This is a genomic window from Bordetella saccharivorans (genome assembly GCF_045862855.1).
In the GTDB taxonomy this organism is placed as follows: domain Bacteria; phylum Pseudomonadota; class Gammaproteobacteria; order Burkholderiales; family Burkholderiaceae_B; genus Bordetella_A; species Bordetella_A petrii_F.
Map to the genome: position 1 here is coordinate 2,767,839 of NZ_BAAFZO010000001.1, position 21,262 is coordinate 2,789,100.

Annotated in this window: 21 protein-coding genes; 9 read left to right on the forward strand and 12 right to left on the reverse strand. The window is 70.6% G+C overall.

All coding sequences use genetic code 11. The annotated features are described in order from the left end of the window. Window positions 1–19: 19 nt before the first annotated feature. From ACKTT0_RS13240 to ACKTT0_RS13250, 3 genes are read right to left on the reverse strand one after another with little or no spacing between them, the layout of a single operon-like run. Window positions 20–1,240: a CaiB/BaiF CoA transferase family protein gene (locus tag ACKTT0_RS13240; RefSeq protein ID WP_407850334.1), complete on the reverse strand. Its 1,221-nt coding sequence runs from the start codon at window positions 1,238–1,240 to the stop codon at window positions 20–22. 32 nt (window positions 1,241–1,272) lie between these two features. Then, window positions 1,273–2,127, reverse strand: a complete 855-nt coding sequence (locus ACKTT0_RS13245) for a MaoC/PaaZ C-terminal domain-containing protein (RefSeq protein ID WP_407850335.1) — start codon at window positions 2,125–2,127, stop codon at window positions 1,273–1,275. Window positions 2,128–2,134: 7 nt separating this feature from the next. Beyond that, window positions 2,135–3,049 (reverse strand): SDR family NAD(P)-dependent oxidoreductase, encoded by a 915-nt coding sequence (locus ACKTT0_RS13250; RefSeq protein ID WP_407850336.1) that lies wholly within the window; start codon window positions 3,047–3,049, stop codon window positions 2,135–2,137. 119 nt (window positions 3,050–3,168) lie between these two features. On the opposite strand from ACKTT0_RS13250, the gene ACKTT0_RS13255 reads away from it, so the two are divergent. Together ACKTT0_RS13255 and ACKTT0_RS13260 are read left to right on the forward strand one after the other, a co-directional pair. Next, window positions 3,169–4,068 (forward strand): LysR family transcriptional regulator, encoded by a 900-nt coding sequence (locus ACKTT0_RS13255; RefSeq protein ID WP_407850337.1) that lies wholly within the window; start codon window positions 3,169–3,171, stop codon window positions 4,066–4,068. A 146-nt stretch (window positions 4,069–4,214) separates the two neighbouring features. Continuing rightward, the gene (locus ACKTT0_RS13260) at window positions 4,215–5,198 is read left to right on the forward strand and encodes a Bug family tripartite tricarboxylate transporter substrate binding protein (RefSeq protein ID WP_407850338.1); all 984 of its coding nucleotides are present in this window, start codon (window positions 4,215–4,217) and stop codon (window positions 5,196–5,198) included. A 26-nt stretch (window positions 5,199–5,224) separates the two neighbouring features. Here the strand turns inward: ACKTT0_RS13260 and ACKTT0_RS13265 are convergent, their stop codons facing one another. The 5 genes from ACKTT0_RS13265 to ACKTT0_RS13285 are packed head-to-tail and all read right to left on the reverse strand — an operon-like array spanning window position 5,225 to window position 10,304. Further along, window positions 5,225–6,181, reverse strand: coding sequence for an NAD(P)H-dependent flavin oxidoreductase (locus ACKTT0_RS13265; protein ID WP_407850339.1), 957 nt, complete (start codon window positions 6,179–6,181; stop codon window positions 5,225–5,227). A 13-nt stretch (window positions 6,182–6,194) separates the two neighbouring features. Further along, the gene (locus ACKTT0_RS13270; protein ID WP_407850340.1) at window positions 6,195–7,169 is read right to left on the reverse strand and encodes a Bug family tripartite tricarboxylate transporter substrate binding protein; all 975 of its coding nucleotides are present in this window, start codon (window positions 7,167–7,169) and stop codon (window positions 6,195–6,197) included. Between the two features lie 50 nt (window positions 7,170–7,219). Beyond that, window positions 7,220–8,734: a class I adenylate-forming enzyme family protein gene (locus tag ACKTT0_RS13275; RefSeq protein ID WP_407850341.1), complete on the reverse strand. Its 1,515-nt coding sequence runs from the start codon at window positions 8,732–8,734 to the stop codon at window positions 7,220–7,222. After that, a complete protein-coding gene (locus ACKTT0_RS13280; RefSeq protein ID WP_407850342.1) occupies window positions 8,731–9,906 on the reverse strand; it encodes a thiolase in 1,176 nt (391 codons plus the stop codon). The genes ACKTT0_RS13275 and ACKTT0_RS13280 overlap by 4 nt, the downstream gene beginning before the upstream one ends. Next, on the reverse strand, window positions 9,903–10,304 hold the full coding sequence (locus ACKTT0_RS13285; RefSeq protein WP_407850343.1) for a Zn-ribbon domain-containing OB-fold protein: 402 nt from the start codon (window positions 10,302–10,304) through the stop codon (window positions 9,903–9,905). Before ACKTT0_RS13285 ends, ACKTT0_RS13280 begins: the two co-directional genes overlap by 4 nt. Before the next feature lie 209 nt (window positions 10,305–10,513). Here ACKTT0_RS13285 and ACKTT0_RS13290 point away from each other — a divergent pair, with 209 nt between their 5' ends. From ACKTT0_RS13290 to ACKTT0_RS13315, 6 genes are all read left to right on the forward strand, one after another. Continuing rightward, window positions 10,514–11,704: an acyl-CoA dehydrogenase family protein gene (locus ACKTT0_RS13290; RefSeq protein WP_407850344.1), complete on the forward strand. Its 1,191-nt coding sequence runs from the start codon at window positions 10,514–10,516 to the stop codon at window positions 11,702–11,704. A 12-nt stretch (window positions 11,705–11,716) separates the two neighbouring features. Continuing rightward, window positions 11,717–12,835 carry an acyl-CoA dehydrogenase family protein gene (locus tag ACKTT0_RS13295; protein WP_407850345.1) on the forward strand — a complete coding sequence of 373 codons (1,119 nt, stop codon included), beginning with the start codon at window positions 11,717–11,719 and terminating at the stop codon, window positions 12,833–12,835. Next, complete coding sequence (gene paaG / locus ACKTT0_RS13300) at window positions 12,832–13,629, forward strand: 2-(1,2-epoxy-1,2-dihydrophenyl)acetyl-CoA isomerase PaaG (RefSeq protein WP_407850346.1); 798 nt, start codon at window positions 12,832–12,834, stop codon at window positions 13,627–13,629. Before ACKTT0_RS13295 ends, paaG begins: the two co-directional genes overlap by 4 nt. A 126-nt stretch (window positions 13,630–13,755) precedes the next feature. Further along, window positions 13,756–14,586, forward strand: coding sequence for an HTD2 family dehydratase (locus ACKTT0_RS13305; protein WP_407850347.1), 831 nt, complete (start codon window positions 13,756–13,758; stop codon window positions 14,584–14,586). Continuing rightward, window positions 14,583–15,779 carry a CaiB/BaiF CoA transferase family protein gene (locus tag ACKTT0_RS13310; protein WP_407850348.1) on the forward strand — a complete coding sequence of 399 codons (1,197 nt, stop codon included), beginning with the start codon at window positions 14,583–14,585 and terminating at the stop codon, window positions 15,777–15,779. Before ACKTT0_RS13305 ends, ACKTT0_RS13310 begins: the two co-directional genes overlap by 4 nt. Then, the gene (locus ACKTT0_RS13315) at window positions 15,779–16,603 is read left to right on the forward strand and encodes an HpcH/HpaI aldolase/citrate lyase family protein (RefSeq protein WP_407850349.1); all 825 of its coding nucleotides are present in this window, start codon (window positions 15,779–15,781) and stop codon (window positions 16,601–16,603) included. The genes ACKTT0_RS13310 and ACKTT0_RS13315 overlap by 1 nt, the downstream gene beginning before the upstream one ends. 48 nt (window positions 16,604–16,651) lie before the next feature. Here ACKTT0_RS13315 and ACKTT0_RS13320 read toward each other — a convergent pair whose 3' ends face one another. The 4 genes from ACKTT0_RS13320 to hda are packed head-to-tail and all read right to left on the reverse strand — an operon-like array spanning window position 16,652 to window position 19,889. Continuing rightward, a complete protein-coding gene (locus tag ACKTT0_RS13320; RefSeq protein ID WP_407850350.1) occupies window positions 16,652–17,140 on the reverse strand; it encodes a 2-amino-4-hydroxy-6-hydroxymethyldihydropteridine diphosphokinase in 489 nt (162 codons plus the stop codon). Next, a complete protein-coding gene (gene pcnB, locus ACKTT0_RS13325) occupies window positions 17,137–18,492 on the reverse strand; it encodes a polynucleotide adenylyltransferase PcnB (RefSeq protein ID WP_407850351.1) in 1,356 nt (451 codons plus the stop codon). Before pcnB ends, ACKTT0_RS13320 begins: the two co-directional genes overlap by 4 nt. Continuing rightward, entirely contained in the window at window positions 18,493–19,191 is a 699-nt protein-coding gene (locus ACKTT0_RS13330; protein WP_407850352.1) for an HAD family hydrolase, read from the reverse strand. Next, on the reverse strand, window positions 19,188–19,889 hold the full coding sequence (hda, locus tag ACKTT0_RS13335) for a DnaA regulatory inactivator Hda (RefSeq protein WP_407850353.1): 702 nt from the start codon (window positions 19,887–19,889) through the stop codon (window positions 19,188–19,190). Before hda ends, ACKTT0_RS13330 begins: the two co-directional genes overlap by 4 nt. A 227-nt stretch (window positions 19,890–20,116) precedes the next feature. Here hda and purM point away from each other — a divergent pair, with 227 nt between their 5' ends. Further along, window positions 20,117–21,166 carry a phosphoribosylformylglycinamidine cyclo-ligase gene (purM, locus tag ACKTT0_RS13340; protein WP_407850354.1) on the forward strand — a complete coding sequence of 350 codons (1,050 nt, stop codon included), beginning with the start codon at window positions 20,117–20,119 and terminating at the stop codon, window positions 21,164–21,166. The last annotated feature ends 96 nt before the right edge of the window (window positions 21,167–21,262 follow it).

Here is a 21,262-nt window from a genome sequence, read left to right on the forward strand (position 1 = left end):
CTGCGCCAGCCCCGCGGCATCAACGCGCCAATGCGGCGATTTCCGCGTCGCTCTTGCCCAGCACGTCGCGCAGGATCTCGCGGGTATGCTGGCCCAGCAGCGGCGGGGCGTTGCGGTACACCACCGGCGAGGCCGAGAAGCGCAGCGGGCTGGCGGTGACGGCGGCGCTGCCGCCCAGCGGGTGCGGCAGGTCGCGGCGTAATTGGCGCGCCTGCGCTTGCGGGTGGGCGAACGCCTGGGCAATGTTGTTGATCGGGCCGCAGGGCACGCCGGCCGCTTCCAGCCTGGCGATCCAGTCGTCGCGGCGACCGCGCTTCATGATGTCGCCCAGCAGGGCGATCAGCGCGTCGCGGTTGGTGACGCGCAGGCGGTTGGTGGCGAAGCGCGGGTCGTCGCCCAGCTCCGGCGCGCCGATCGCCTTGCAATAGGCCCGGTACTGGGATTCGTTGCCGGTGGCCACGATCAGGTGGCCGTCGGCAGCCGCGAATACCTGGTAGGGCACCACGTTCTGGTGCGCATTGCCGGCGCGGGTGGGCGCCACGCCGGAGGCGAAGTAGTTGGAGTTCTGGTTGGCCAGCATGGCAACGTGGCAATCCAGCAGGGCGATGTCCAGGTGCTGGCCCCGGCCGCTGCGATGGCGTTCCTGCAGGGCCGCCAGCACGGCCACGGTGGCGTACATGCCGGTGATGATGTCGGTGACGGCCACGCCGGCCTTCTGGGGGCCGCCGCCCGGCAGGTCGTCGCGTTCGCCGGTGATGCTCATCAGCCCGCCCAGGCCCTGGATCATGAAGTCGTAGCCGGGCAGGTGGGCGCAGGGGCCGTCCTGGCCGAAACCGGTGACCGAGCAGTAGATCAGCCGCGGGTTGAGCTGTTTCAGGCTGTCGTAGTCCAGGCCGTACTTGCGCAGCCCGCCGACCTTGAAGTTCTCGACCAGGATGTCGCTCTTGGCCGCCAGCTCGCGTATCAGCGCGGCGCCGGCGGGCGTGGCCATGTCGGCTTCCAGGGAACGCTTGTTGCGATTGGCGCTCAGGTAGTAGGCGGCTTCCGAAGTGTCCTGGCCGGCGCCGTCCTTCAAATAGGGCGGGCCCCAGTGGCGGGTGTCGTCGCCGGTTCCCGGGCGCTCGACCTTGATGACGTCGGCGCCCAGGTCGGCCAGGTTCTGGGTGCACCAGGGGCCGGCCAGGATGCGGCTCAGGTCGAGCACGCGGATGCCGTCCAGCGGCGGGGGGCGGGATTCCATGTGTATGACTGCTCTTTGCGCGTGGCCGCGCCTCAGGAAACGATGGTGGCGGCGCCGTGGCTCATGACCACCACGTCGCGCGCCGGCGCGCGCACGGTGAACTGCAGCGCGCCGTCGGCGCCGCGCCACATGTCGAACTGCAGCGTTTCGCCCGGGTAGACCGGCGCCGAGAAGCGGGCGTCCAGGCTGGTCAGGCGCGCAGCGTCGTAGTCGCACCAGCTCCTGACAATGGCGTGCGCCGCCATGCCGTAGGTGCACAGGCCGTGCAGGATGGGCTGCGGGTAGCCGGCGCGGCGCGCGACTTCCGGGTCGGCGTGCAGCGGATTGCGGTCGGCGTTCAGGCGATACAGCAGCGCGGCGTTGGGCGCCACCGCCAGGCTGCATTGCCGGTCGGGCGCGCGCGTCGGCGCGGGCGCCAGCGGCGCGGGGCTGTCGTCGCTGCGTGCCAGGCCGCCGTCGCCGCGGCAGAAGGTGGTCTGCCGCAGCGTGGCCAGGCAGGCGCCGGATTCGTCGTGCAGCTTGCGTTCGGTGATCACCAGCGCGCCCTTGTCGGCGCCCTTGTCGATGACGTGCGTGATGCGGCTCTTGCCGACCACCGTGCCGCTGGCCGGCAGCGGCGCGTGCAGCGCCAGGCGCTGCTCGCCGTGCACCAGCCGCACCCAGTCGATGCCGGCGCGCGGGTCGTTCATCCAGAAGCCGGGGTGGGCCAGCACGGTGGCCAGGGTCGGGAACGCCCGCAAGTCCCGCTCGTAGACGTAGCGCAGCTGGTCCGCGTCGAGCGGATCGTGCCCCAGGCCGATGCCGAGTGCGTACAGCATCGTGTCCTTGTCATCGTAGCGATGGCGGATGTCTTCGAAGCGCCAGTTCTTGATGGTGTCGTAGTCCATGGCCGCCTCAGATGGGATCCCAGTCGATGACGTCGGGCGAGCGCTCCAGCGCATAGAAATGCTTGCGCATGGCCGGCATGGCTATCTCGCCGATCAGCTCGGGCGTCCAGCCTTCGCTGTAGTGCACGCTGCGCAGCGGGCGCGGCTGGCTCATCAGCATGATCTCGTTGGCGCGCACGGCGAAGATCTGCGCCGTGATCTCGCTGGCCGCGTCGCTGGCCAGGTACACCGCCAGGGGGGCCACCTTGTTGGCTTCCATTTTCTTCAGTTTCTCGACGCGCGCCTTCTCGGCCTCGGTCTCGGCCGGGATGGAGCTGGTCATGCGGCTCCAGGCGAATGGCGCGATGCAGTTCGAGCGCACGTGGTAGCGCGCCATGTCGAGGGCGATGGATTTGGACAGGGCGACGATGCCGAGCTTGGCGGCGGCATAGTTGGCCTGGCCGAAATTGCCGATCAGGCCGGAGGTGGAGGTCATGTGGACCAGCGCGCCGGATTCCTGCTCGCGGAAGTAGGGAGCCGCGGCGCGGCTCATGTAGAACGAGCCGTTAAGGTGCACGTCCAGCACCTGGCGCCATTCTTCTTCGCTCATCTTGTGGAATACGCGGTCGCGCAGGTTGCCCGCGTTATTGACCACTGCGTCGATACGCCCGTAGGCGTCGACGGCGGTCTTGATGATGCTGTGGGCGCCCTCGTAGCTGGCCACGCTGTCGGTATTGGCGCAGGCCTGGCCGCCGGCGGCGACGATTTCCCGGACCACCGACTCGGCCGGCCCGGCGCCGCCGCCTTCGCCCTGCAGCGAGACGCCGATGTCGTTGACCACCACCTTGGCGCCCGCCGCCGCCATCGCCAGCGCGATGCCGCGCCCGATGCCGCCGCCGGCGCCCGTTACAACCACCACCTTTCCTGCAACCATGCCGCTCATGAGGATTCTCCTTTGGGGGGCCGCGCCAGCATGCCGCGCCCCGACTCTCTGCATGGTAGATTTCAGGACCGGGCAGCGGAATTCAAAATTAAAGACACCCCCCTTTTGCGTGGCGGAACATGAGACACGACCTGACCGACCTGCGTTTGTTCGTGAACGTGGGTGAAACCCTTAATCTGACGCGCGCGGCCGAGCGCACCTTCCTGTCGCTGCCCGCGGCCAGCGCCCGCATCAAGAACATGGAAGAGGCCTTCAAGGCCCGCCTGCTGGTGCGGCAGGCCACCGGGGTGGCGCTGACCCCCGCCGGCGAGGTGCTGCTCAAGCACGCGCACGCGGTGTTCCGCCAGCTCGAATGCCTGAACGCCGACCTGCAGCCGTATTCCAGCGGCATCAAGGGGCGGCTGCGGCTGCTGGCCAATACCACCGCGACCAACTCGTTCCTGGCCGACGCCATGTCCACCTTCCTGGCCGAGAATCCGGACGTGGACATCGAGCTGGAAGAGAAGATCTCCGGCGACATCGTGCTGGCGATCCGCGCCGGGGCTGCGGACCTGGGCATCGTGGCGGGCAATATCGACGTGGACGGCCTGGATGTCATGCCGCTGTTCCGCGACGAGCTGGCCATCGTGACCGCGCTGGGGCACCCGCTCGCGCAGCTCGAGTCGGCGCGCTTCGTCGATGTGATCGATGCCTACCAGTTCGTGGGCATCCACCCCAACAGCGCGATCCAGACCTTCCTGGAGGACATCGCCTCGGGGCTGGGCAAGCGCCTGTGCCAGCGCGTGCACGTCGGCAGCTTCGAGGCGGTATGCCGCATGGTCGAGGCCGGCGCCGGCATTGCGGTGGTGCCGCGCGCCTGCGCGGCGCGCTACAGCCGCCCGCAGGCGCTGCACGTGCTGCGCCTGCAGGATGCCTGGGCGCAGCGCGACCGCCTGCTGTGCCGCCAGCGCGGGCGCGACCTGCCGCGCTTCGTCGAGGATTTCATCGAGCATGTGCGGGTGGCGGCGCGGGCGGCCTGAGCGCGGGCGGCCGGCGCCATCGCGCCGGCGCTGAACGGGGGGTTCGGCAAAAAAGAATCGGCAAGCGGGCATGGCCGCGCGAATAATAAGCGCACCGTGCGGGCCCTGGGGTCCGCGCGCGTTCACAAGAAAACCGGAGACACACCATGCACGATCCGCAACGCCGCCGCCTGATGGCGGCGCTGGGCGCCGCCTGGGCGGCCGCTTCCCTGCCTTCGCCGGCCCGCGCGGCCAAGTGGCCCGAACGCCCCGTGAATTTCATCGTTCCGTTCCCGCCCGGCGGGCCGGTGGATACCACCGCGCGCTTCACCACGCAGCCCCTGGGCGGGATGTGGAAGGTTCCCACCGTGGTAGACAACAAGGCCGGCGCGGGCGGCATCGTCGGCGCGCAGGCGGCGGTCAAGGCGCCGGCCGATGGCTACCACTACTTCTTCGCGTCGATCCATCACGCCGTGCTGCCCAGCCTGCGCGCCAACCTCAGCTACGACGTGATGACCGATTTCGTGCCGGTTGGCCTGGCGGCGGTGTTTCCCGTCGTGCTGGTGGTGCACGAGTCCCTGCCGGTGAAGAGCGTGAAGGAACTGATCGCCTACGCCAAGCAGCACCCCGGCAAGCTGTCGTTCAGCTCGTCGGGCACCGGCGGCGGCACGCACCTGGCGGGCGAGCTGTTCAACAGCATGACGGGCACGCGCATCCAGCACGTGCCTTACCGTGGCAGCGCGCCGGCCATGCAGGACCTGCTGGGCGGCCAGGTCCAGATGATGTTCGCCGACGGGCCGTCGGCCATGCCGCACCTGTCGGGTGGCAAGATCCGTCCGCTGGGGGTCGGCAACCCCGAGCCGTCCGCCCTGTTCCCCGGCATTCCCACCATCGCCGCGTCGGGCGTGCCGGGCTATGAAGCCTATTCCTGGAGCGGCGTGCTGGCGCCGGCCGGCACGCCGGCGGAGATCGTCGAGCGCGTCAATGCCGACATGACCCGGGTCCTGGCCGACCCGGCCACGGTCAAGGGCATGCTGGCCGCCGGCGCCGAGCCCAAGCCTGGCAGTCCGGCGCAGTTCGGCGCCTTCTTGCAGGCCGAACTCGCCAAATGGAGCAAGGTGATCAAGCAGGCCGGCATCAAGGTGGAATGAGCCGCCGGCAGCGAGGCGGCGCGCCGCTATCCCAGCAGCGCCCGCCGCGCGTCGTCGTATTCGCGCGCCAGCTGTTCCACCAGCGCCTGCGTCGACAGCAGCTCCTGCGCCGCCCCCACCCCCTGGCCGGCGCTCCAGACATCTTTCCATGCCTTGGGCCGGGTCCGCTTGTCCAGGTTGACCGGGTTGGCGGCCATCTGGTCGAGCAGGGCGGGATCCAGGCCCGCGGCGACGATGCTGGGCGCCAGGTAGTTGGCCGGTACGCCCGAGAAGTACGGCGTGTAGACCACGTCCTCGACGCTGGCGGACAACACCATCTCCCGGTAGCGGTCGGAGGCCAGCGATTCGTGGGTGGCGATGAAGCGGGTGCCCATGTAGGCGAAATCGCAGCCCAGCGCCTGCGCGGCCAGCACATCCTTGCCATGGCTGATGCAGCCCGACAGCGCCAGCGGGCCGTCGTAGAACGCGCGGATCTCGTTGACCAGCGCGATAGGGTTGATCGCGCCGGCGTGGCCGCCGGCGCCGGCCGCCACCAGGATCAGGCCGTCGACCCCGGCATCAAGCGCGCGCCGCGCGTGTCGCACCGTGGTCACGTCGTGGAACACCAGGCCACCGTGCGGCCGCATCGCTTCCACCACCGCGTCCGGCGCGTGCAGCGATGTCACCACCAGCGGCACCCGGTGCGCCACGCAGATATCCAGGTCGCCGCGCCAGCGGTCGTTGGTGGGGTGCACGATCAGGTTCACGCCATAAGGCGCCACCACACTGCCGGGATGGGCCTGGCGGCGCGCCGCCAGGCCGTCCTCGATGCGCGTAAGCCAGTCGCCCAGCGCCTGCTGCGGCCGCGCGTTGAGCGACGGAAAAGTGCCGATGATGCCCGCCGCGCACTGCGCGACCACCAGGTCGGGCCCCGACACCAGGAACATGGGGGCGCCGATCACCGGCAAGCGGGTGGTGGCGCGCAGGAACTGCAAGACGGACATCGACGGGCTCCGGTCAGTTGGTCTGGATGCCGGCCGACTCGATGACGTCGGCCCACATGGCGTATTCGCGCTCGATGCGCGCCTGCACGGCCTTGCCGTCGCCTTCGTCGACGGTATAGCCGCCCTCGACCATGGCCTTGCGGAATGCCGGATCCTGCGAGACCTCGCGCAGCGCCCGCGCCAGCCGCGACTTGATGTCGCCGGGCAGCCCGGGCGGCGCCATCAGCGCGTACCAGCCGACCACTTCGTAGTCCTTGAGGCCGGCCTCGATCATGGTGGGCACGTCGGGCAGCTCGGGATTGCGCTGGCGCGAGGTCACCGCCAGGGCGCGCGCCTTGCCGCTCTTGATGAACGGAATGGCGGTGCTGGTGATGTCGAACATGAAAGTGATCTTGCCGCTCACCACGTCCATCATGGCCGGGGAGTTGCCGCGGTAGGGCACGTGCAGCATCGGGGCGCCGGCCTGCTGCTTGAGCAGCTCGGCCGACAGGTGGTTGGACGCGCCCACGCCGGCCGACCCGAAGCTGACGGCGTCCGGATGGGCCTTGGCGTAGGCGATCAGCTCGCCCACGTTCTTGGCCGGTATCTGCGGGCCGATCAGCAGCACGTTGGTGTAGTCGACCACCATGCCGATGGGCGTGAAATCCTTGCGCGGATCGAACAGCTTGCTCTTCTGCACCAGCGGCGAGATCGTCAGCGACGGGCTGGCGGCGAAGCCCAGCAGATAGCCGTCCGGCGTTGCCTTGGCGGTGGCGTCGGAGGCGATCATGCCGCTGGCGCCGGCGCGGTTTTCCACCACCACCGGCTGGCCCAGCTTGTCGCCCAGGTATTTGGCGAAGACCCGGGCGGTGGTGTCCACCGGCCCGCCGGGGGCGTAGCCCACCAGCAGGCGCAGCGGCCGGTCGGGGTAATTGGCGGCCTGGGTGGCGGTGGCGGTGGCGGCGCACAGCGCCGCGGCCACGGCGCACAGCAGCGTACGGATGTTCATGAGCTTGTCTCCTTGTGTTCTTGTATAAGGCGAGCCCTGGCGCAGCCGCCTCAGGCCAGCCGGTCCCGCAGCGGCTGCTTGAGGATCTTGCCGCTGACTGTGGTGGGAATGGCGTCTATCGGGATGATGCACGCCGGCCGCTTGTACGGCGCCAGCTCGGCGCGCAAGTGCGTCATCAGGGCGTCGCAGTCCACGCCCGTGCCGGGCCGGGCTTCGACGAAAGCCACCACTTCCTCGTTCTGGTCCGCTTCCACGCGGCCCACCACCGCCGACAGCCGCACGCCCGGGAAGGCGTTGATGACAGCCTCGACTTCGGCGGGATACACGTTGAAGCCGGAGCGGATGATCAGGTCCTTGGAGCGTCCGGCGATGAACAGCGCGCCGCGCTCGTCCACATAGCCGATGTCGCCCGTGTTGAGCCAGCCGCCCGGCAGCAGCGCCTGCGCGGTCTGGGCCGGGTCGCGGTAATAGCCCAGCATGACGCCGGGGCCGCGCACCAGGATGTCGCCGCGCCGGCCGGCGACCGGCGGGCCGGCGTCCGGCGCGCCGATGCGCAGCTCCACGCTCTCGACCGCGTAGCCGGCCGAGCAATCGTCGCGCGGCGCGTCGATATCGGTGATGAACAGCGAGCCGGCGTATTCCGTGATGCCGTAGCCGTGGTGCATGGGCAGGCCGAAGCAGCGCTCGGCGGCCCGCTTGAGCGTCGGGTCGAGCGCCGCACCGCCGGTATACACGTAGCGCAGGCGTGGCGCGCGCGGCCGCTCGGGCGCCGCGGCCAGCAGGCGGGTGAACATGGTGGGCACGCCCTGCAGGATGCTGATGCCCGGCGATTCCAGCGCCCGCAGCACGTCCTGCGCGTCGTAGCGGCTGCGCACCACCAGGCTGGCGCCGGCGTGGATGGTGGCCATCAGCACCGTGGCGATGCCGAAGATGTGCGACAAGGGCAGGGCGGCATAGCCGATGTCGTCCGCCGCCAGGCGGCGCGAGGCGGCCGAGATGCGCGCGAAATGCAGCAGTCCCCGGTGCGGCACCATCACGCCCTTGGGCGCGCCGGTCGTGCCGGAGGTGTAGATCAGCGTGGCGACCTGGCCGGCCAGCTCGCCGCGCTCGGGCGCGGGCCGGTTTTCGGCCGGCGCCCAGTGGTTGCCGGGCCCCCATGCGGCGGCGTCGGCGGCGCGCGCGCCGGCGGCCTGGGCATGGGCCGCGGCGGCGGGCGAGATGCGGCTGGTGTACAGCGTCAGCGCCGGCTCGGCATGACGCCGGATGACATCCACCTCGCGCGCGCTCAGGCGCGCATTCAGGCCCACCGGCCAGGCGCCCAGCAGGCTGCAGGCGAACAGGGCCTGCACCATTTCGGCGCAGTTCTCGCCGACCACGGCCACCCGGTCGCCGGGCCGCACGCCCCGCGCGGCCAGCCAGTCGCGGGCCTGCTCGACGCGCCGCCACATGGCGCCGTAGCTGAGCGTGCCGCCGCCTTCCTCATGCAGGAACACCGCCTCCGGCTGGCGCGCGGCGCGGTCCTGCAGCAACTGGTGAATGCGCGCGGGCAGGGAGGCAGTGGTCACAGCGCCTCCGCCGTGCCCAGGATGGCGGTGGACTGGCTCGACAGCGTGCCGCCGTTGCCGTGCACCAACGCCAGGCGCGCGCTGGCGACCTGGCGCTCGCCGCAGTCGCCGCGCAGTTGCCGCACTGCTTCGATCATGATGAAGACGCCGTACATGCCCGGGTGCACGCAGCACAGGCCGCCGCCGTTGGTATTGACCGGCAGCCGCCCGCCGGGGGCGATGGCGCCGTCCTCGACGAACGCTCCGCCTTCGCCCTTGGCGCAGAAGCCCAGGTCTTCCAGGAACAGGATGGTGTTGATGGTGAAGGCGTCGTAGAGCTCCAGCACGTCGATATCGGCCGGCCGCACGCCCGCCATGGCGAAGGCGCGCCGGCCGGATTCCTGCGCGGCAGTAACGGTCAGGTCGGCCATCGAGGAGATCTGGCGGTTCCAGACCGCGGTGGCATTGCCCAGCACGTAGACTGGCTTGCGCGGCAGGTCGCGCGCGCGCTCGCTGCGCACCAGCACGTAGGCGCCGGCGCCGTCGGTGACCAGGCAGCAATCGCGCACGGTGAGCGGGTCCGACACCATGCGCGAGGACAGGATGTCGTCCAGCGTCGCGGGGTCGCGCAACTGCGCCTCGGGATTGCGCTGGGCCCACTGGTTGGCGGCCAGCGCCACATGGGCCAGCTGCTCGCGCGTAGTCCCGTACTGGTGCATGTGGCGCGCCGCCGCCAGGGCGTACGAGCTGAGCGGGCTGAGCGGCTCGTAGGGCGTCTCGTACGGCTGCGGGTCGAAGCTCTTGCGGACCCGGCCGATCTCGGCGCGGCTGAGCGTCGAGGTGCGCTGGGTGCTGCCGTAGCACACCAGCACCGCGTTGCACTGGCCGGACTGCAGCGCGTGCAGCGCCGGCAGCAGGTGCGTCACGAAGCTGGAACCGCCCAGCATGGTGCTGTCGATGAAGCTGGGGCGGATGCCCAGGTGCTCGATCACCGGCATGGCCCACATCGGCGCGGCCACGCTGGCGGTGCAGATGCCGTCGATGTCGCGCATGGTCAGACCGGCATCGGCCACGGCCCGCTGGGCCGCCTGCACCAGGATTTCCATTTCGGTGTAGCCGTCGGCGCGGCCCAGGCCGGCATGGCCGACGCCGGCCACCGCCACGGCGCCGCGCAGCGTGTGCAGGTCGCTCATGCCGCCTCCCGCGCCACGAATACCACCAGTCCCGCGTCGCCCTGGCGGCGCACCTCGGCGCGCACCGGCATGCCGATGCGCACGGCGTCGGGCGCCATGCCTTCGACGCGGCTCATCATGCGCACGCCTTCTTCCAGGTCGACCAGCGCCACGTTGTAGTCGCCGCCGGCCTCGGCCTTGCGCCGCACCACCGTGGTGGAATAGACCGTGCCGCGCCCGCTGGGAGCTTCCCAGTCCAGTTCGGGCGCGCCGCAGTGCGGGCAGATCATGCGGGGGTAGAACACCGCGCGCGCACAGGCGGCGCAGCGCTGGATGAGAAACTCACCTTGCGCCAGCGCGGTGCGGTAGCGCTGGTCGGCGCCGCCGGGCGACGCGTCATCTTGGCTGGAAGGGTTCATGGTTGCTCGAAATCGGAGTATTGCGGTGGGTGCAGTGTCCGGTGAGCGGGCCGCCTTTGCCTATTCTTGATTGCCGAAGCAGGGGTTTTGCGCGGCAGTACGCTGCCGGCCTGCCGCACGCGCTTCGGTTGGGCAAAAGCCCGGCTTCCGCGAAGCCAGATTGCGCCGGCGCGCCGATCGTGGCTAGATACGCCGCAAGGAGACTGCACATGGACCTGAGCTGGACACCCGAGGAACGGCGCTTCCGGGAAGAGGTGCGCGCTTTCGCGCAGGAGCACCTGCCGGAGGACATTCGCGCCAAGGTGCTGCGGCACCAACGCCTGCATCGCGACGACTACGTGCGCTGGCACCGCATCCTGGACGACCGGGGCTGGGGCGCGCCGACCTGGCCCCGGGAATTCGGCGGCACCGGCTGGAACGCCATCGAACGGCTGATTTTCGAGGTGGAGTGCTTCAAGGCCGGCGCGCCGCGGCTGCTGCCGTTCGGCCTCAGCATGATCGGGCCGGTGCTCATGAAGTACGGCAGCCCCGCACAGCAGCAGCGCTTCCTGCCCCGCATCGTGCGGGTCGACGACTGGTGGTGCCAGGGGTATTCCGAGCCCGGTTCCGGGTCCGACCTGGCCTCGCTCAAGACGCGCGCCGAGCTCGACGGCGACCATTACGTGGTCAATGGCCAGAAAACCTGGACCACGCTGGCGCAATATGCCGACTGGATGTTCTGCCTGGTGCGCACCGACCCCGACGCCAAGGCGCAGCGCGGCATCACCATGCTGCTGGTGGACATGAAGTCACCCGGCGTCAGCGTCCGTCCCATCAAGACGCTGGACGGCGGGCACGATGTCAACGAGACCTGGCTCGAGAACGTGCGCGTGCCGGTCGCCAACCGGGTCGGCGAGGCCGGCCAGGGCTGGACCTACGCCAAGTACCTGCTTGGCCACGAGCGCACCGGCATCGCCGGGCTGGGGCACTGCCATCGCGAGCTGGGCATTCTCAAGGACCTGGCGGCCCGCACGCTGCGGCGCGGCCGCCCCATCCTCGAGGACAGCCGCATGCGCGACCGCATCTCGCGCGTCGAGGTCGACATCATGGCGCTGGAAATGCTGCTGCTGCGGGTGGCGGCCGCGCGCGGCGACGCGCCGGGGCCGGAGGCCTCGGTGCTGAAGATCCGCGGCTCCGAGATCCAGCAGGATCTCGCCATGCTGCAGATGGAAATCGCCGGCCCCGACGCCTGGCCGTACGACCCCGACTGGATGGAGGCCGACGCGCCGTTCCACGGCCCCGGCCCGGAGCTGGCCGCGGCGGCCGGCGCCGGCTATGCCGACATGCGCAAGACCACCATCTACGGCGGCACCACCGAGGTGCAGAAGGGCATCATCGCTCGCATGATGCTGGGCCTCTAACGGGACACGACCATGGATTTCGCGTATACCGAAGAACAGCGCATGCTGGCCGACAGCCTGCGGCGCCTGGTGCAGGACGAATGGATTTTCGCGCAGCGGCGCGCGCGCGCCGCCGAGGCGGCGCTCGACCGGCGCGCCTGGGCACAACTGGCCGAACTCGGCGTGCTGGGCCTGAACGTGGCGGCCGCATACGGCGGCTTCGGCGAGCCGCCCGCCAGCCTGCTGCCGGTGCACCTGGAGCTGGGACGCGGGCTGGTGTCCGAGCCGGTCATCCCCAGCGCGGTGATGGGCGCCACGCTCATCGCCGCCTGCGCCGACGCGGCCGTGCAGCAGCAATGGCTGCCGGCGCTGGCCGCGGGCGAGACGGTGGTGGCGCTGGCCTACCAGGAGCCGGGCCGGCGCTACGATACCGAGCCCGAGCAATGCCGGCTGCAGGCGGATGCCGCGGGCGCCCTGCGGCTGTCGGGCGCCAAGCACCTGGTATGGCACGGCGCCGCGGCGCAGGCCTGGATCGTCTCGGCGCGCGACGCCGCGGGCGAGACGCAACTGCTGCTGGTCCCCGCCGACGCGCCCAGTGTGACGCTGCTGGATACCCCCACGCTCGACCGCGCGCGTTGCGCGCGCATCGATTTCGACCGCACGCCCTTGCCGGCCGCTGCCGTTATCGCCAGCGGCAGCGCGGCCCGCGCCGGCCTGGCCGCCGCGCTCGAGTGGGGCACCGCGGCGCTGTGCGCGCACGCGGCCGGCGCCATGGAGCGCCTGCTGGAGATCACCATCGACTATCTCAAGACGCGGCGCCAGTTCGGCCAGCCGCTGGCCGCCTTCCAGGTGCTGCAGCATCGCATGGCCGACATGCTGGTCGCCAAGGAGATGGGCCTGTCCATGGCCTACGTGGCGGCCGCGGCGCTCAGCGAGCCGGACGGCGCGCAGCGGCGCCGCATGCTGGCCAGCGCCAAGCTCGAGGCCGCGCGCGCGGGCCGCTTCGTGGCCCAGAGCGCGGTACAGCTGCACGGCGGCATGGGCATGACCGACGAGCTCGAGGTCGGCGACTACTTCAAGCGCCTGACCATGATCGACCAGCTGCTGGGCGACAGCGCCGAGCAACTGGCCGTGCTCGAGGAGCTGGCATGACGGCGGACTACCAGCAGATCCGTTTCACCCTTGAGGACGGCGTGGGCGTCATCACCCTGAACCGTCCCGAGCGCCTCAACAGTTTCACGCAGGTCATGCATGCCGAGCTGGCGCGCGCGCTCGACCAACTGGAAGCCTGTGCGCAACTGCGTGGCGTGGTGATCACCGGTGCGGGACGGGGTTTCTGCGCCGGCCAGGACCTGGGCGAACGCAAGCCGCTGCCGGCCGGCCAGCGGCGCGACCTGGGCGAAGGCCTGCGCAGCCATTACCGGCCCCTGATCCTGCGCCTGCGGGCGCTGCCGGTGCCGGTGGTGTGCGTGGTCAACGGCGTGGCCGCGGGGGCGGGCGCCAGCCTGGCGCTCGCCTGCGACGTAGTGTTCGCGGTGGAATCGGCGCGCTTCATCCAGGCGTTCGGCAAGATCGGCCTGCTGCCCGACGCGGGCGGCACCTGGTTCCTGCCGCGCCTGGTGGGCTCCGCACGCGCCATGGGCGCCGCCCTGTTCGGCGAGGCCGTCCCGGCCCACCAGGCCGAAGACTGGGGCCTGATCTGGCGCTGCATCCCCGACGCCGCGCTCGACGACACCCTGGCGCAGGTCGCGCGTACCCTGGCCAGCGGCCCCACGCGCGCCTACGGGGCCGCCAAGCGGGCGCTGCAGGCGTCCAGCGGGCATACCCTGGAGCAGCAGTTCGACCTGGAATGCGAGCTGCAGCGCGAACTCGGCTATACCGACGACTACCTGGAAGGCATGCGCGCCTTCGCCGAGAAGCGCCCGCCGGCGTTCCAGGGCCGCTAGGGCGCCGGCCGGGGGGACAGGCGGATTCCGGTCTCTTGAACCCGGCCTTGAAGAAAAACGAATTCCCAAGACGGGTTCGCCTCAGGCATGCTTGCGGCTGCACTGTAACTGCCAAGGACAAGAACCATGACGTCTTCCAACCCCGCCGCCTGGGTGGGCCGCGGTGAATCCGTGGCCGATGGCCTGGACGCCAGCCATGCCGCGCGCATCGCGGTGACGCTGGGCGAGCCGGCTCCGGGCGCCGGCGCGGCGCTGCCGCCGCTGTGGCACTGGGCCTATTTCATCAATCCGGTCGAGATGAACGGCCTGGGCACCGACGGCCATCCGGCGCGCGGCGGCTTCCTGCCGCCGGCCGACGACCGCAACCGCATGTGGGCCGGCGGGCGCGTGACCTTCCATGCGCCGCTGCGCGTGGGCGTGCCGGCCGAGCGCCGTTCCGCCGTCGCCGACGTGCGCGAGAAGACCGGCCGCACCGGGGCATTGCTGTTCGTGACCGTGCGCCATGAATACCATCAGGGCGGGGCGCTGGCCATCGAGGAAGAGCAGGACATCGTCTATCGCCAGCCGGCGCCGCCCAAGCTGGTCGGCACCGACGCGCCGCCCGCGGCGCAATGGCGCGAGCCGGTCGACCCGTCGCCGGTGCTGCTGTTCCGTTATTCCGCCGTCACGTTCAACGGCCACCGGATCCACTACGACCACCCCTATGTCACCGGCACCGAGGGCTACCCCGGGCTGGTGGTGCACGGCCCCATGATCGCCACGCTGATGGTGGCCGCGTTCCGCCACGCCCATCCGTCGGCCACGCTGCAGCACCTGTCGTACCGCGGCCTGCGGCCGCTGATCGCGCCCACCCCGTTCGCGGTGGCCGGCCGGGTGGCCGAGCCGGGCCTGGCCGAATTGTGGGCCGAACAGGACGGCACGCTGGCGCACCAGGCGCAGCTGAGGTTCACGGCATGAGCGGCGCCACGCCTGTCCGCCCGCTCGACGGCATCACCGTCATCAGTCTCGAGCATGCCATCGCCGCGCCGTTCTGCACCCGCCAACTGGCGGACATGGGCGCGCGCGTCATCAAGATCGAACGACCCGGCGCCGGCGATTTCGCGCGCGGCTACGACGAACGCGTGCGCGGGCTGTCGTCGCACTTCGTCTGGACCAACCGTTCCAAGGAAAGCCTGACGCTGGACCTGAAACACCCCGAGGCGGCGGAGGTCATGCAGCGCCTGCTGGCGTCGGCCGACGTGCTGGTGCAGAACCTGGCGCCCGGCGCGGCCGAGCGGCTGGGCCTGTCGTTCGAGACGCTGCATCCCGCCCATCCGCAACTGATCGTCTGCGACATCTCCGGCTACGGCGAGGGCGGCCCGTATGAGCGCAAGAAGGCCTACGACCTGCTCATCCAGAGCGAAAGCGGCTTCGTCTCGGTGACCGGCACGGCGCAGGACCCGGCCAAGGCGGGCTGCTCCATCTCCGATATCGCCGCCGGCATGTACGCGTACTCGGGCATCCTGAACGCGTTGCTGCTGCGCCAGCGCACCGGCCTGGGCAGCCGCCTGGACGTCAGCATGCTGGAGAGCATGGTCGAATGGATGGGCTATCCGCTGTACTACGCCTTCGAGGGCGCGCCGCCGCCGGCGCGCGCGGGCGCCGCGCACGCCACCATCTATCCGTACGGCCCGTTCCCGGTCGGCGACGGCGCCACCATCATGCTGGGCCTGCAGAACGAGCGCGAGTGGCGCGTGTTCTGCGAGCGCGTGCTGGCGCAACCCGAACTGGCCGACGACGAGCGCTTCGCCTCCAATTCGCGCCGCGCGGCCAACCGCGAGGCGCTGCGCGCCCTGATCGTCCAGGCGTTCGCGGCCCTGACCATCGGACAGGTCACCGAGCGCCTCGAGGCTGCCCAGATCGCCAACGCGCGCGTCAACGAAATGAAGGACGTGTGGACTCATCCCCAGCTGCAGGCGCGCCAGCGCTGGCGCGAAGTCGGCAGCCCGGCCGGGCCGCTGCCCGCGCTGCTGCCTCCCGCCTCCAGCAGCGCGTTCGCGCCGCGCATGGACGCCGTGCCGGCAGTGGGCGAAAACACCGATGCGGTGCTAGCATCATTGGGGTACGCGCCCGCCGATGTGGCGCGCCTGCGCACTGCAAAGGTCGTGTAATGTCCTCCGTCGTCCGTACCGCCCTGTTCGTGCCGGCCAGCCGGCCCGAGCGCATCCCCAAGGCGCTGGCCTCCGGCGCCGACATCGTCATCGTCGACCTTGAAGACGCGGTCGAGCACCTGGCCAAGGACAGCGCCCGCGAGGCGCTGTGCGATTTCCTGGGGACGCATCCCGAGGCGCATCTGTGGGTGCGCATCAACGACGGTTCGACCGCCTGGCACGACGACGACCTGGCGGCCTGCCGCAACCATCCCGGCGTGGCGGCCATCATGCTGCCCAAGGCCGAATCGCTGGCCCAGGTGCGGCACGCGGCGCAGACCGGCATCGATATCGTGCCCATCCTGGAAACCGCCGCCGGCGTGCTCAACGCCGCGGAAATCGCCGCCACCCCCGGGGTGCAGCGGCTGGCGTTCGGCAGCCTGGACTACGCGCTGGACCTGGGCCTGACGCCCGATTCGGCAGGCGCCGGCGCGGTGCTGGACCACGCCCGCGTGCAGGTGCTGCTGCGCAGCCGCGCGGCCGGGCTGGCCCCGGCGCTGGACGGCGTGTTCCCGGGGGTGCAGGACACCGCCGGCATGCGCGCGGCGGCCTGCCGCGCCCGCGACATGGGCTTCGGCGGCATGCTGTGCATCCATCCCACCCAAGTCGGCATCATCCACCAGGCCTTCGCGCCGCCGGCTGCCGACCTGGAATGGGCGCGCCGCGTGGTGGCGGTGCACCGCGACAGCGGCGCCGGCACGTTCATGCTGGACGGCAAGATGGTCGACGCGCCGGTCATCGCGCGGGCGCGCCAGCTGCTCGAGCGCGCCGGCGAGCAATCCTAGGCCACCGGTTCCAGGTGTCTGACTCCTTCGGAGTCAGACACCTAGTCTTCAATCGGCCAGTCGTTCGATCGGCTGGTCTGCCAGTTGCGCCAGCAGTGTGCGCAGCGGGCCCTGCGCCAGCACCAGGCCGGGCGCCACGTCGCGCAGCGGCGCCAGCACGAAGGCGCGCTGGTGCATGCGTGGATGCGGCAGGACCAGCCGCGGGGTGTCCAGCACCGTATCGTCATGCAGCAGCAGGTCCAGGTCGAGCGTGCGCGGGGCGTTGCGGTAGGGGCGCTGGCGGCCGTGGCGCTGCTCCAGCGCCTGCAGCACATCCAGCAATTCCAGCGGCCCCAGGGTGGTGTCGAGCGCGGCCACCGCATTGATGAAATCGGGGCCGGCGGCGTCCACGGGCGCGCTGCGGTAGAAGGGGGACGGCAGGCAGTGCGCGATGCCCGGCGTGATGGCCAGCTCGTCGAGGACGCCGCGCAGCGTGGCGAGGCTGTCGCCCAGGTTGGCGCCCAGGCCGACGTAGGCGCGCACGGGCGGGTGCGTCATGCCGGATCGCGCGGCGCGGCGGGGCGGCGCGGGCGGCGGCGGCGCTTGCGCGGCGCGCCGGCTTCGGCCGGGTCGCGCGGCAGGCGCGCCAGTTCTTCGATCATGTCGGCGCGGGTGGCGTCGTCGCCGTTGGCCAGGTCCATCCACCATTGCGCCAGCACGCTGTCGAACTCGCCGGCGGCCGCGCGCAGCTGCAGGAAGTCGCAGGCGGCGCGGAAGCGCGGCTGTTCGATCATGCGGTAGATGGTCTTGCCCATGCGGCGCTCGAAGCGCGGCTGCATGAACCAGATTTCGCGCATGTCGGACGAGAAGCGGCGCTGGATGGCGAGCTTCTCGGTCTGTTCGTCGAGCACCGAATCGGCCGCCCGCACCAGCGCGGGAATGGTGTGCTCGCCGTCGGCGCGCAACTGCTTCCAGCGCGACTCGACCTGTTGCCACAACAGCGCGGCGAACAGGAAGCTGGGGCTGATGGTCTTGCCGGCGCGTACGCGCGAGTCGGTGCGTTCCAGCGCCAGTTCCACGAAATGCTCGCCGCCGGGCTGCTCGAGCACGACATCCAACAGCGGCAGCAAACCATGGTGCAGGCCGTCGGCGCGCAGCTGGCGCAGGCAGTCCATGGCATGGCCGCAGGTCAGCAGCTTGAGCATTTCGTCGAACAGGCGCGAGGCCGGCACGTTCTCGACCAGCGCGGCCATGGTGCCGATCGGCTTGCGCGTGGCGGGGTCGATGGTGCCGTTGAGCTTGGCGGCGAAGCGCACCGCGCGCAGCATGCGCACCGGGTCTTCGCGGTAGCGCTGGACCGGGTCGCCGATGATGCGCACCTGGCGCTTCTTCAGGTCCTGCACGCCGTTGTGGTAGTCGATCACTTCCTCGGTGTGCGGGTCGTAGTACAGCGCGTTCATGGTGAAGTCGCGCCGCGCGGCGTCTTCGGCCTGCGAGCCGAACACGTTGTCGCGCAGGATGCGGCCGTGCTCGTCGGTTTCCGCGTCCTGCGAGGCGGGCGCGCGGAAGGTGGACGTCTCGATGATCTCCTGGCCGAACACCACGTGCACCAGCTGGAAGCGCCGGCCGATGATGCGGGCGCGGCGGAACAGCGGGCGGATCTGCTCGGGCGTGGCGTTGGTGGCCACGTCGAAGTCCTTGGGCTCCAGGCCGACGATCAGGTCGCGCACGGCCCCGCCCACGATGTAGGCTTCATAGCCGTGCTGGCGCAGCACTTCGCAGACCTTGATGGCATGGCGCGAGACGTTGCGGCGGTCGATGCCGTGCTTGTCGCGCGCAATGCGCTGCGGCCCCCGGGAAGCCGGCATGAACAGCCGGCCGACGAATTTTTTTATGGTGTCGGTGATCATTTAAGACTTGGCATCTTCCATGTGCTCGAACAGGTCGAGCACCTGCCAGCCGCGCGCCAGCGCGATTTCGCGCAGCGAGGGGCTGGGATTGGCGGCGACGGGCCGGGTCACGGCCTCGAGCAGCGGCACGTCGTTGATCGAATCGCTGTAGAAGAACGATTCGGAGAAATCCGCGAGCGCCAGGCCCATGTCCGCCAGCCACTGGTTCACGCGCACTACCTTGCCTTCCTTGAAGCTGGGCGTGCCGTGGATGCGGCCGGTGTAGCGGCCGTCGCGGTACTCGGGGATGGTGGCGATCAGGTGCGGCAGGCCGAAGGCGCGCGCGATGGGCGCCGTGACGAAGCTGTTGGTGGCGGTGACCAGCGCGCACAGGTCGCCGGCCGCCAGATGCTGGTCGACCAGCCGCACGGCCTGCGGCGTGATGTCGGGCCGCACGACCTGCGCCATGAATTCTTCGTGCCAGGCGGCCAGCTCGAACGGCGTGTGCGCCGCCAGCAGCCCGAGCATGAATTCGGCGGCCTGCTCGGCGGTGAGCTGGCCCTGGTTGTAGCGCACCATCAGGTCGTCGTTGCGGCGGCGCGCCTCGGCGGGGTCGCCGGCGCGGCCGGTGCGCGCCAGGAAATCGGCCCATTGGTAGTCGCTGTCGAGCGGCAGGAGGGTGTGGTCCAGGTCGAACAGCGCGAGTCGTCGGGAGGTCATGTTGTTTGTGATTCCGGGTCTGCCAGCATGGCGCGCAACAGCGGTATGGTAATGGGCCGGCCGGTGGCCAGCGAATAGCGGTCGAGCGCGTCGAGCAGGGCGGCGAGCTTGCGGATGTCGCGTTCGCGATGCGTCAGCATCCACTGGATGACTTCGGGCGCCAGCTGCAGGCCGCGCTCGGCGGCTTGCGCCGCCAGCGCGGCGAGCTTGTCGGCATCGGACAGCGGCTCGAGCCGGAAGACCAGGTCCCAGCCCAGGCGGGTGCGCAGGTCTTCGCGCAACGGCATGGACAGGGGCGCGCGATCGCCGGCGACCGCCAAGGCGAATGCGCGGCTGGTGGCCGCGCATTCGCGCCACCGATTGTACAGGGCGAACAGGCCCGCCTGGCGGGCCTCGTCCATGCGGTGCACGTCGTCCACCGCGACCACGCGCGGCATGGGCTCCGCGCTGTTGGCGTCGGCCAGCCGGCGCAGCGCGCCGGCGTCCTGGCGGGCATCGATGTAGACCGCCCCGTCGCCCGCCGCCAGGCCGCGCAGCAGGTGGCTGCGGCCGCAACCGGCCGCGCCCCACAGGTACAGGGCCCGGCCGGCCGCCAGCGCGCGCGCGGCGGCCAGCGCCTCGCCGCTGGCGCCGGCGATGTAGTTCTGCAGCGTCGGGGCGGGCGCCGGAAGAACGTCGAGCAGTAGCTGTCGATTCATGAATAACGATCTAGGGCCTGTTCACACTCAAAGGAGCCGCGCGTCGGACGGATAACCGACGGCGCCGGGCGCGGGCCGCGGCGCGGCGGCCCATGCAAGGCCTGCGCAACGACGCCCGTCGCCGGCGCGAAAACGCCTGCCGCGCGAGCCAGGGCGCCCGGCATCGTAAAATTGCAGGCGCTGCACCCCTGAAACCCGCAATTGTTACATACCCCACGGTTTTTCTCATGACTACTCAACCTTCCGCCCCCCTGACGTACCGCGACGCCGGCGTCGACATCGACGCGGGCGACGCCCTGGTCGACCGCATCAAGCCCCTTGCTGCGCGCACCATGCGTCCCGGCGTGCTGGCCGGCATCGGCGGGTTCGGCGCCTTGTTCGAGGTGCCGGGGAAATACCGCGAGCCCGTGCTGGTGTCCGGCACCGATGGCGTGGGCACCAAGCTGCGCCTGGCCTTCGAATGGAATCGCCATGACACCGTGGGCATCGACCTGGTCGCCATGAGCGTCAACGACATTCTCGTGCAGGGCGCCGAACCGCTGTTCTTCCTGGACTACTTCGCCTGCGGCAAGCTGGCGGTGGACACGGCGGCGGCGGTGGTGGGCGGCATCGCGCGCGGCTGCGAACTGGCCGGCTGCGCCCTGATCGGCGGCGAGACCGCCGAGATGCCGGGCATGTACCCCGACGGCGAATACGACCTGGCCGGCTTCGCCGTCGGCGCGGTCGAGAAATCGGCGATCCTGGACGGCAAGTCGATCCAGCCGGGCGATGTGGTGCTGGGCCTGGCTTCCAGCGGCGCCCATTCCAATGGCTATTCGCTGGTACGCAAGATCCTCGAGCGCGCCGGCGCGCGCCCCGACCAGGACTTCCACGGCCAGCCGCTGGCCGACGTGGTCATGGCGCCGACCCGCATCTACGTCAAGCAGGTGCTGGCCGCGCTGGCGGCCCACCAGGGCGGCATCAAGGGCCTGGCGCACATCACCGGCGGCGGCCTGCTCGACAACGTGCCGCGCATCCTGCAGCCCGGCCTGGCGGCGCAATTGCACCGCGACGCCTGGGAAATGCCGCGCCTGTTCCAGTGGCTGCAGCAGCAGGGCGGCGTGGCCGACACCGAAATGCACCGCGTCTTCAACTGCGGCATCGGCATGGTGATCGTCGCCGACGCCGCCCAGGCCAACGCCATCGCCGCCACCCTGGCGGCGCAGGGCGAGACCGTCAGCCGCCTGGGCGAGATCGTCGCGCAAAAAGACGGCATGGCGCAGACCGTCGTCATCTGATCGCACGGCCGGTGTGCCCAGGTGTCAGACACCCTTGCGTAGATGGCGCGGGTAGGCGGCAATGCCGCAAGGGTGTCTGACACCGAGGTGAGGGAA

What these genes read in the sequence shown, in the direction of transcription:
- ACKTT0_RS13265 (WP_407850339.1), bottom strand. Translation starts at nt 6,181, where the DNA reads ATGTCCGTCTTGCAGTTCCTGCGCGCCACCACCCGCTTGCCGGTGATC.
- ACKTT0_RS13250 (WP_407850336.1), bottom strand. Translation starts at nt 3,049, where the DNA reads ATGAGCGGCATGGTTGCAGGAAAGGTGGTGGTTGTAACGGGCGCCGGC.
- ACKTT0_RS13305 (WP_407850347.1), top strand. Translation starts at nt 13,756, where the DNA reads ATGACGTCTTCCAACCCCGCCGCCTGGGTGGGCCGCGGTGAATCCGTG.
- hda (WP_407850353.1), bottom strand. Translation starts at nt 19,889, where the DNA reads ATGAATCGACAGCTACTGCTCGACGTTCTTCCGGCGCCCGCCCCGACG.
- ACKTT0_RS13245 (WP_407850335.1), bottom strand. Translation starts at nt 2,127, where the DNA reads ATGGACTACGACACCATCAAGAACTGGCGCTTCGAAGACATCCGCCAT.
- ACKTT0_RS13240 (WP_407850334.1), bottom strand. Translation starts at nt 1,240, where the DNA reads ATGGAATCCCGCCCCCCGCCGCTGGACGGCATCCGCGTGCTCGACCTG.
- paaG (WP_407850346.1), top strand. Translation starts at nt 12,832, where the DNA reads ATGACGGCGGACTACCAGCAGATCCGTTTCACCCTTGAGGACGGCGTG.
- ACKTT0_RS13260 (WP_407850338.1), top strand. Translation starts at nt 4,215, where the DNA reads ATGCACGATCCGCAACGCCGCCGCCTGATGGCGGCGCTGGGCGCCGCC.
- ACKTT0_RS13295 (WP_407850345.1), top strand. Translation starts at nt 11,717, where the DNA reads ATGGATTTCGCGTATACCGAAGAACAGCGCATGCTGGCCGACAGCCTG.
- ACKTT0_RS13255 (WP_407850337.1), top strand. Translation starts at nt 3,169, where the DNA reads ATGAGACACGACCTGACCGACCTGCGTTTGTTCGTGAACGTGGGTGAA.
- ACKTT0_RS13320 (WP_407850350.1), bottom strand. Translation starts at nt 17,140, where the DNA reads ATGACGCACCCGCCCGTGCGCGCCTACGTCGGCCTGGGCGCCAACCTG.
- ACKTT0_RS13330 (WP_407850352.1), bottom strand. Translation starts at nt 19,191, where the DNA reads ATGACCTCCCGACGACTCGCGCTGTTCGACCTGGACCACACCCTCCTG.
- ACKTT0_RS13290 (WP_407850344.1), top strand. Translation starts at nt 10,514, where the DNA reads ATGGACCTGAGCTGGACACCCGAGGAACGGCGCTTCCGGGAAGAGGTG.
- ACKTT0_RS13280 (WP_407850342.1), bottom strand. Translation starts at nt 9,906, where the DNA reads ATGAGCGACCTGCACACGCTGCGCGGCGCCGTGGCGGTGGCCGGCGTC.
- purM (WP_407850354.1), top strand. Translation starts at nt 20,117, where the DNA reads ATGACTACTCAACCTTCCGCCCCCCTGACGTACCGCGACGCCGGCGTC.
- pcnB (WP_407850351.1), bottom strand. Translation starts at nt 18,492, where the DNA reads ATGATCACCGACACCATAAAAAAATTCGTCGGCCGGCTGTTCATGCCG.
- ACKTT0_RS13315 (WP_407850349.1), top strand. Translation starts at nt 15,779, where the DNA reads ATGTCCTCCGTCGTCCGTACCGCCCTGTTCGTGCCGGCCAGCCGGCCC.
- ACKTT0_RS13310 (WP_407850348.1), top strand. Translation starts at nt 14,583, where the DNA reads ATGAGCGGCGCCACGCCTGTCCGCCCGCTCGACGGCATCACCGTCATC.
- ACKTT0_RS13270 (WP_407850340.1), bottom strand. Translation starts at nt 7,169, where the DNA reads ATGAACATCCGTACGCTGCTGTGCGCCGTGGCCGCGGCGCTGTGCGCC.
- ACKTT0_RS13285 (WP_407850343.1), bottom strand. Translation starts at nt 10,304, where the DNA reads ATGAACCCTTCCAGCCAAGATGACGCGTCGCCCGGCGGCGCCGACCAG.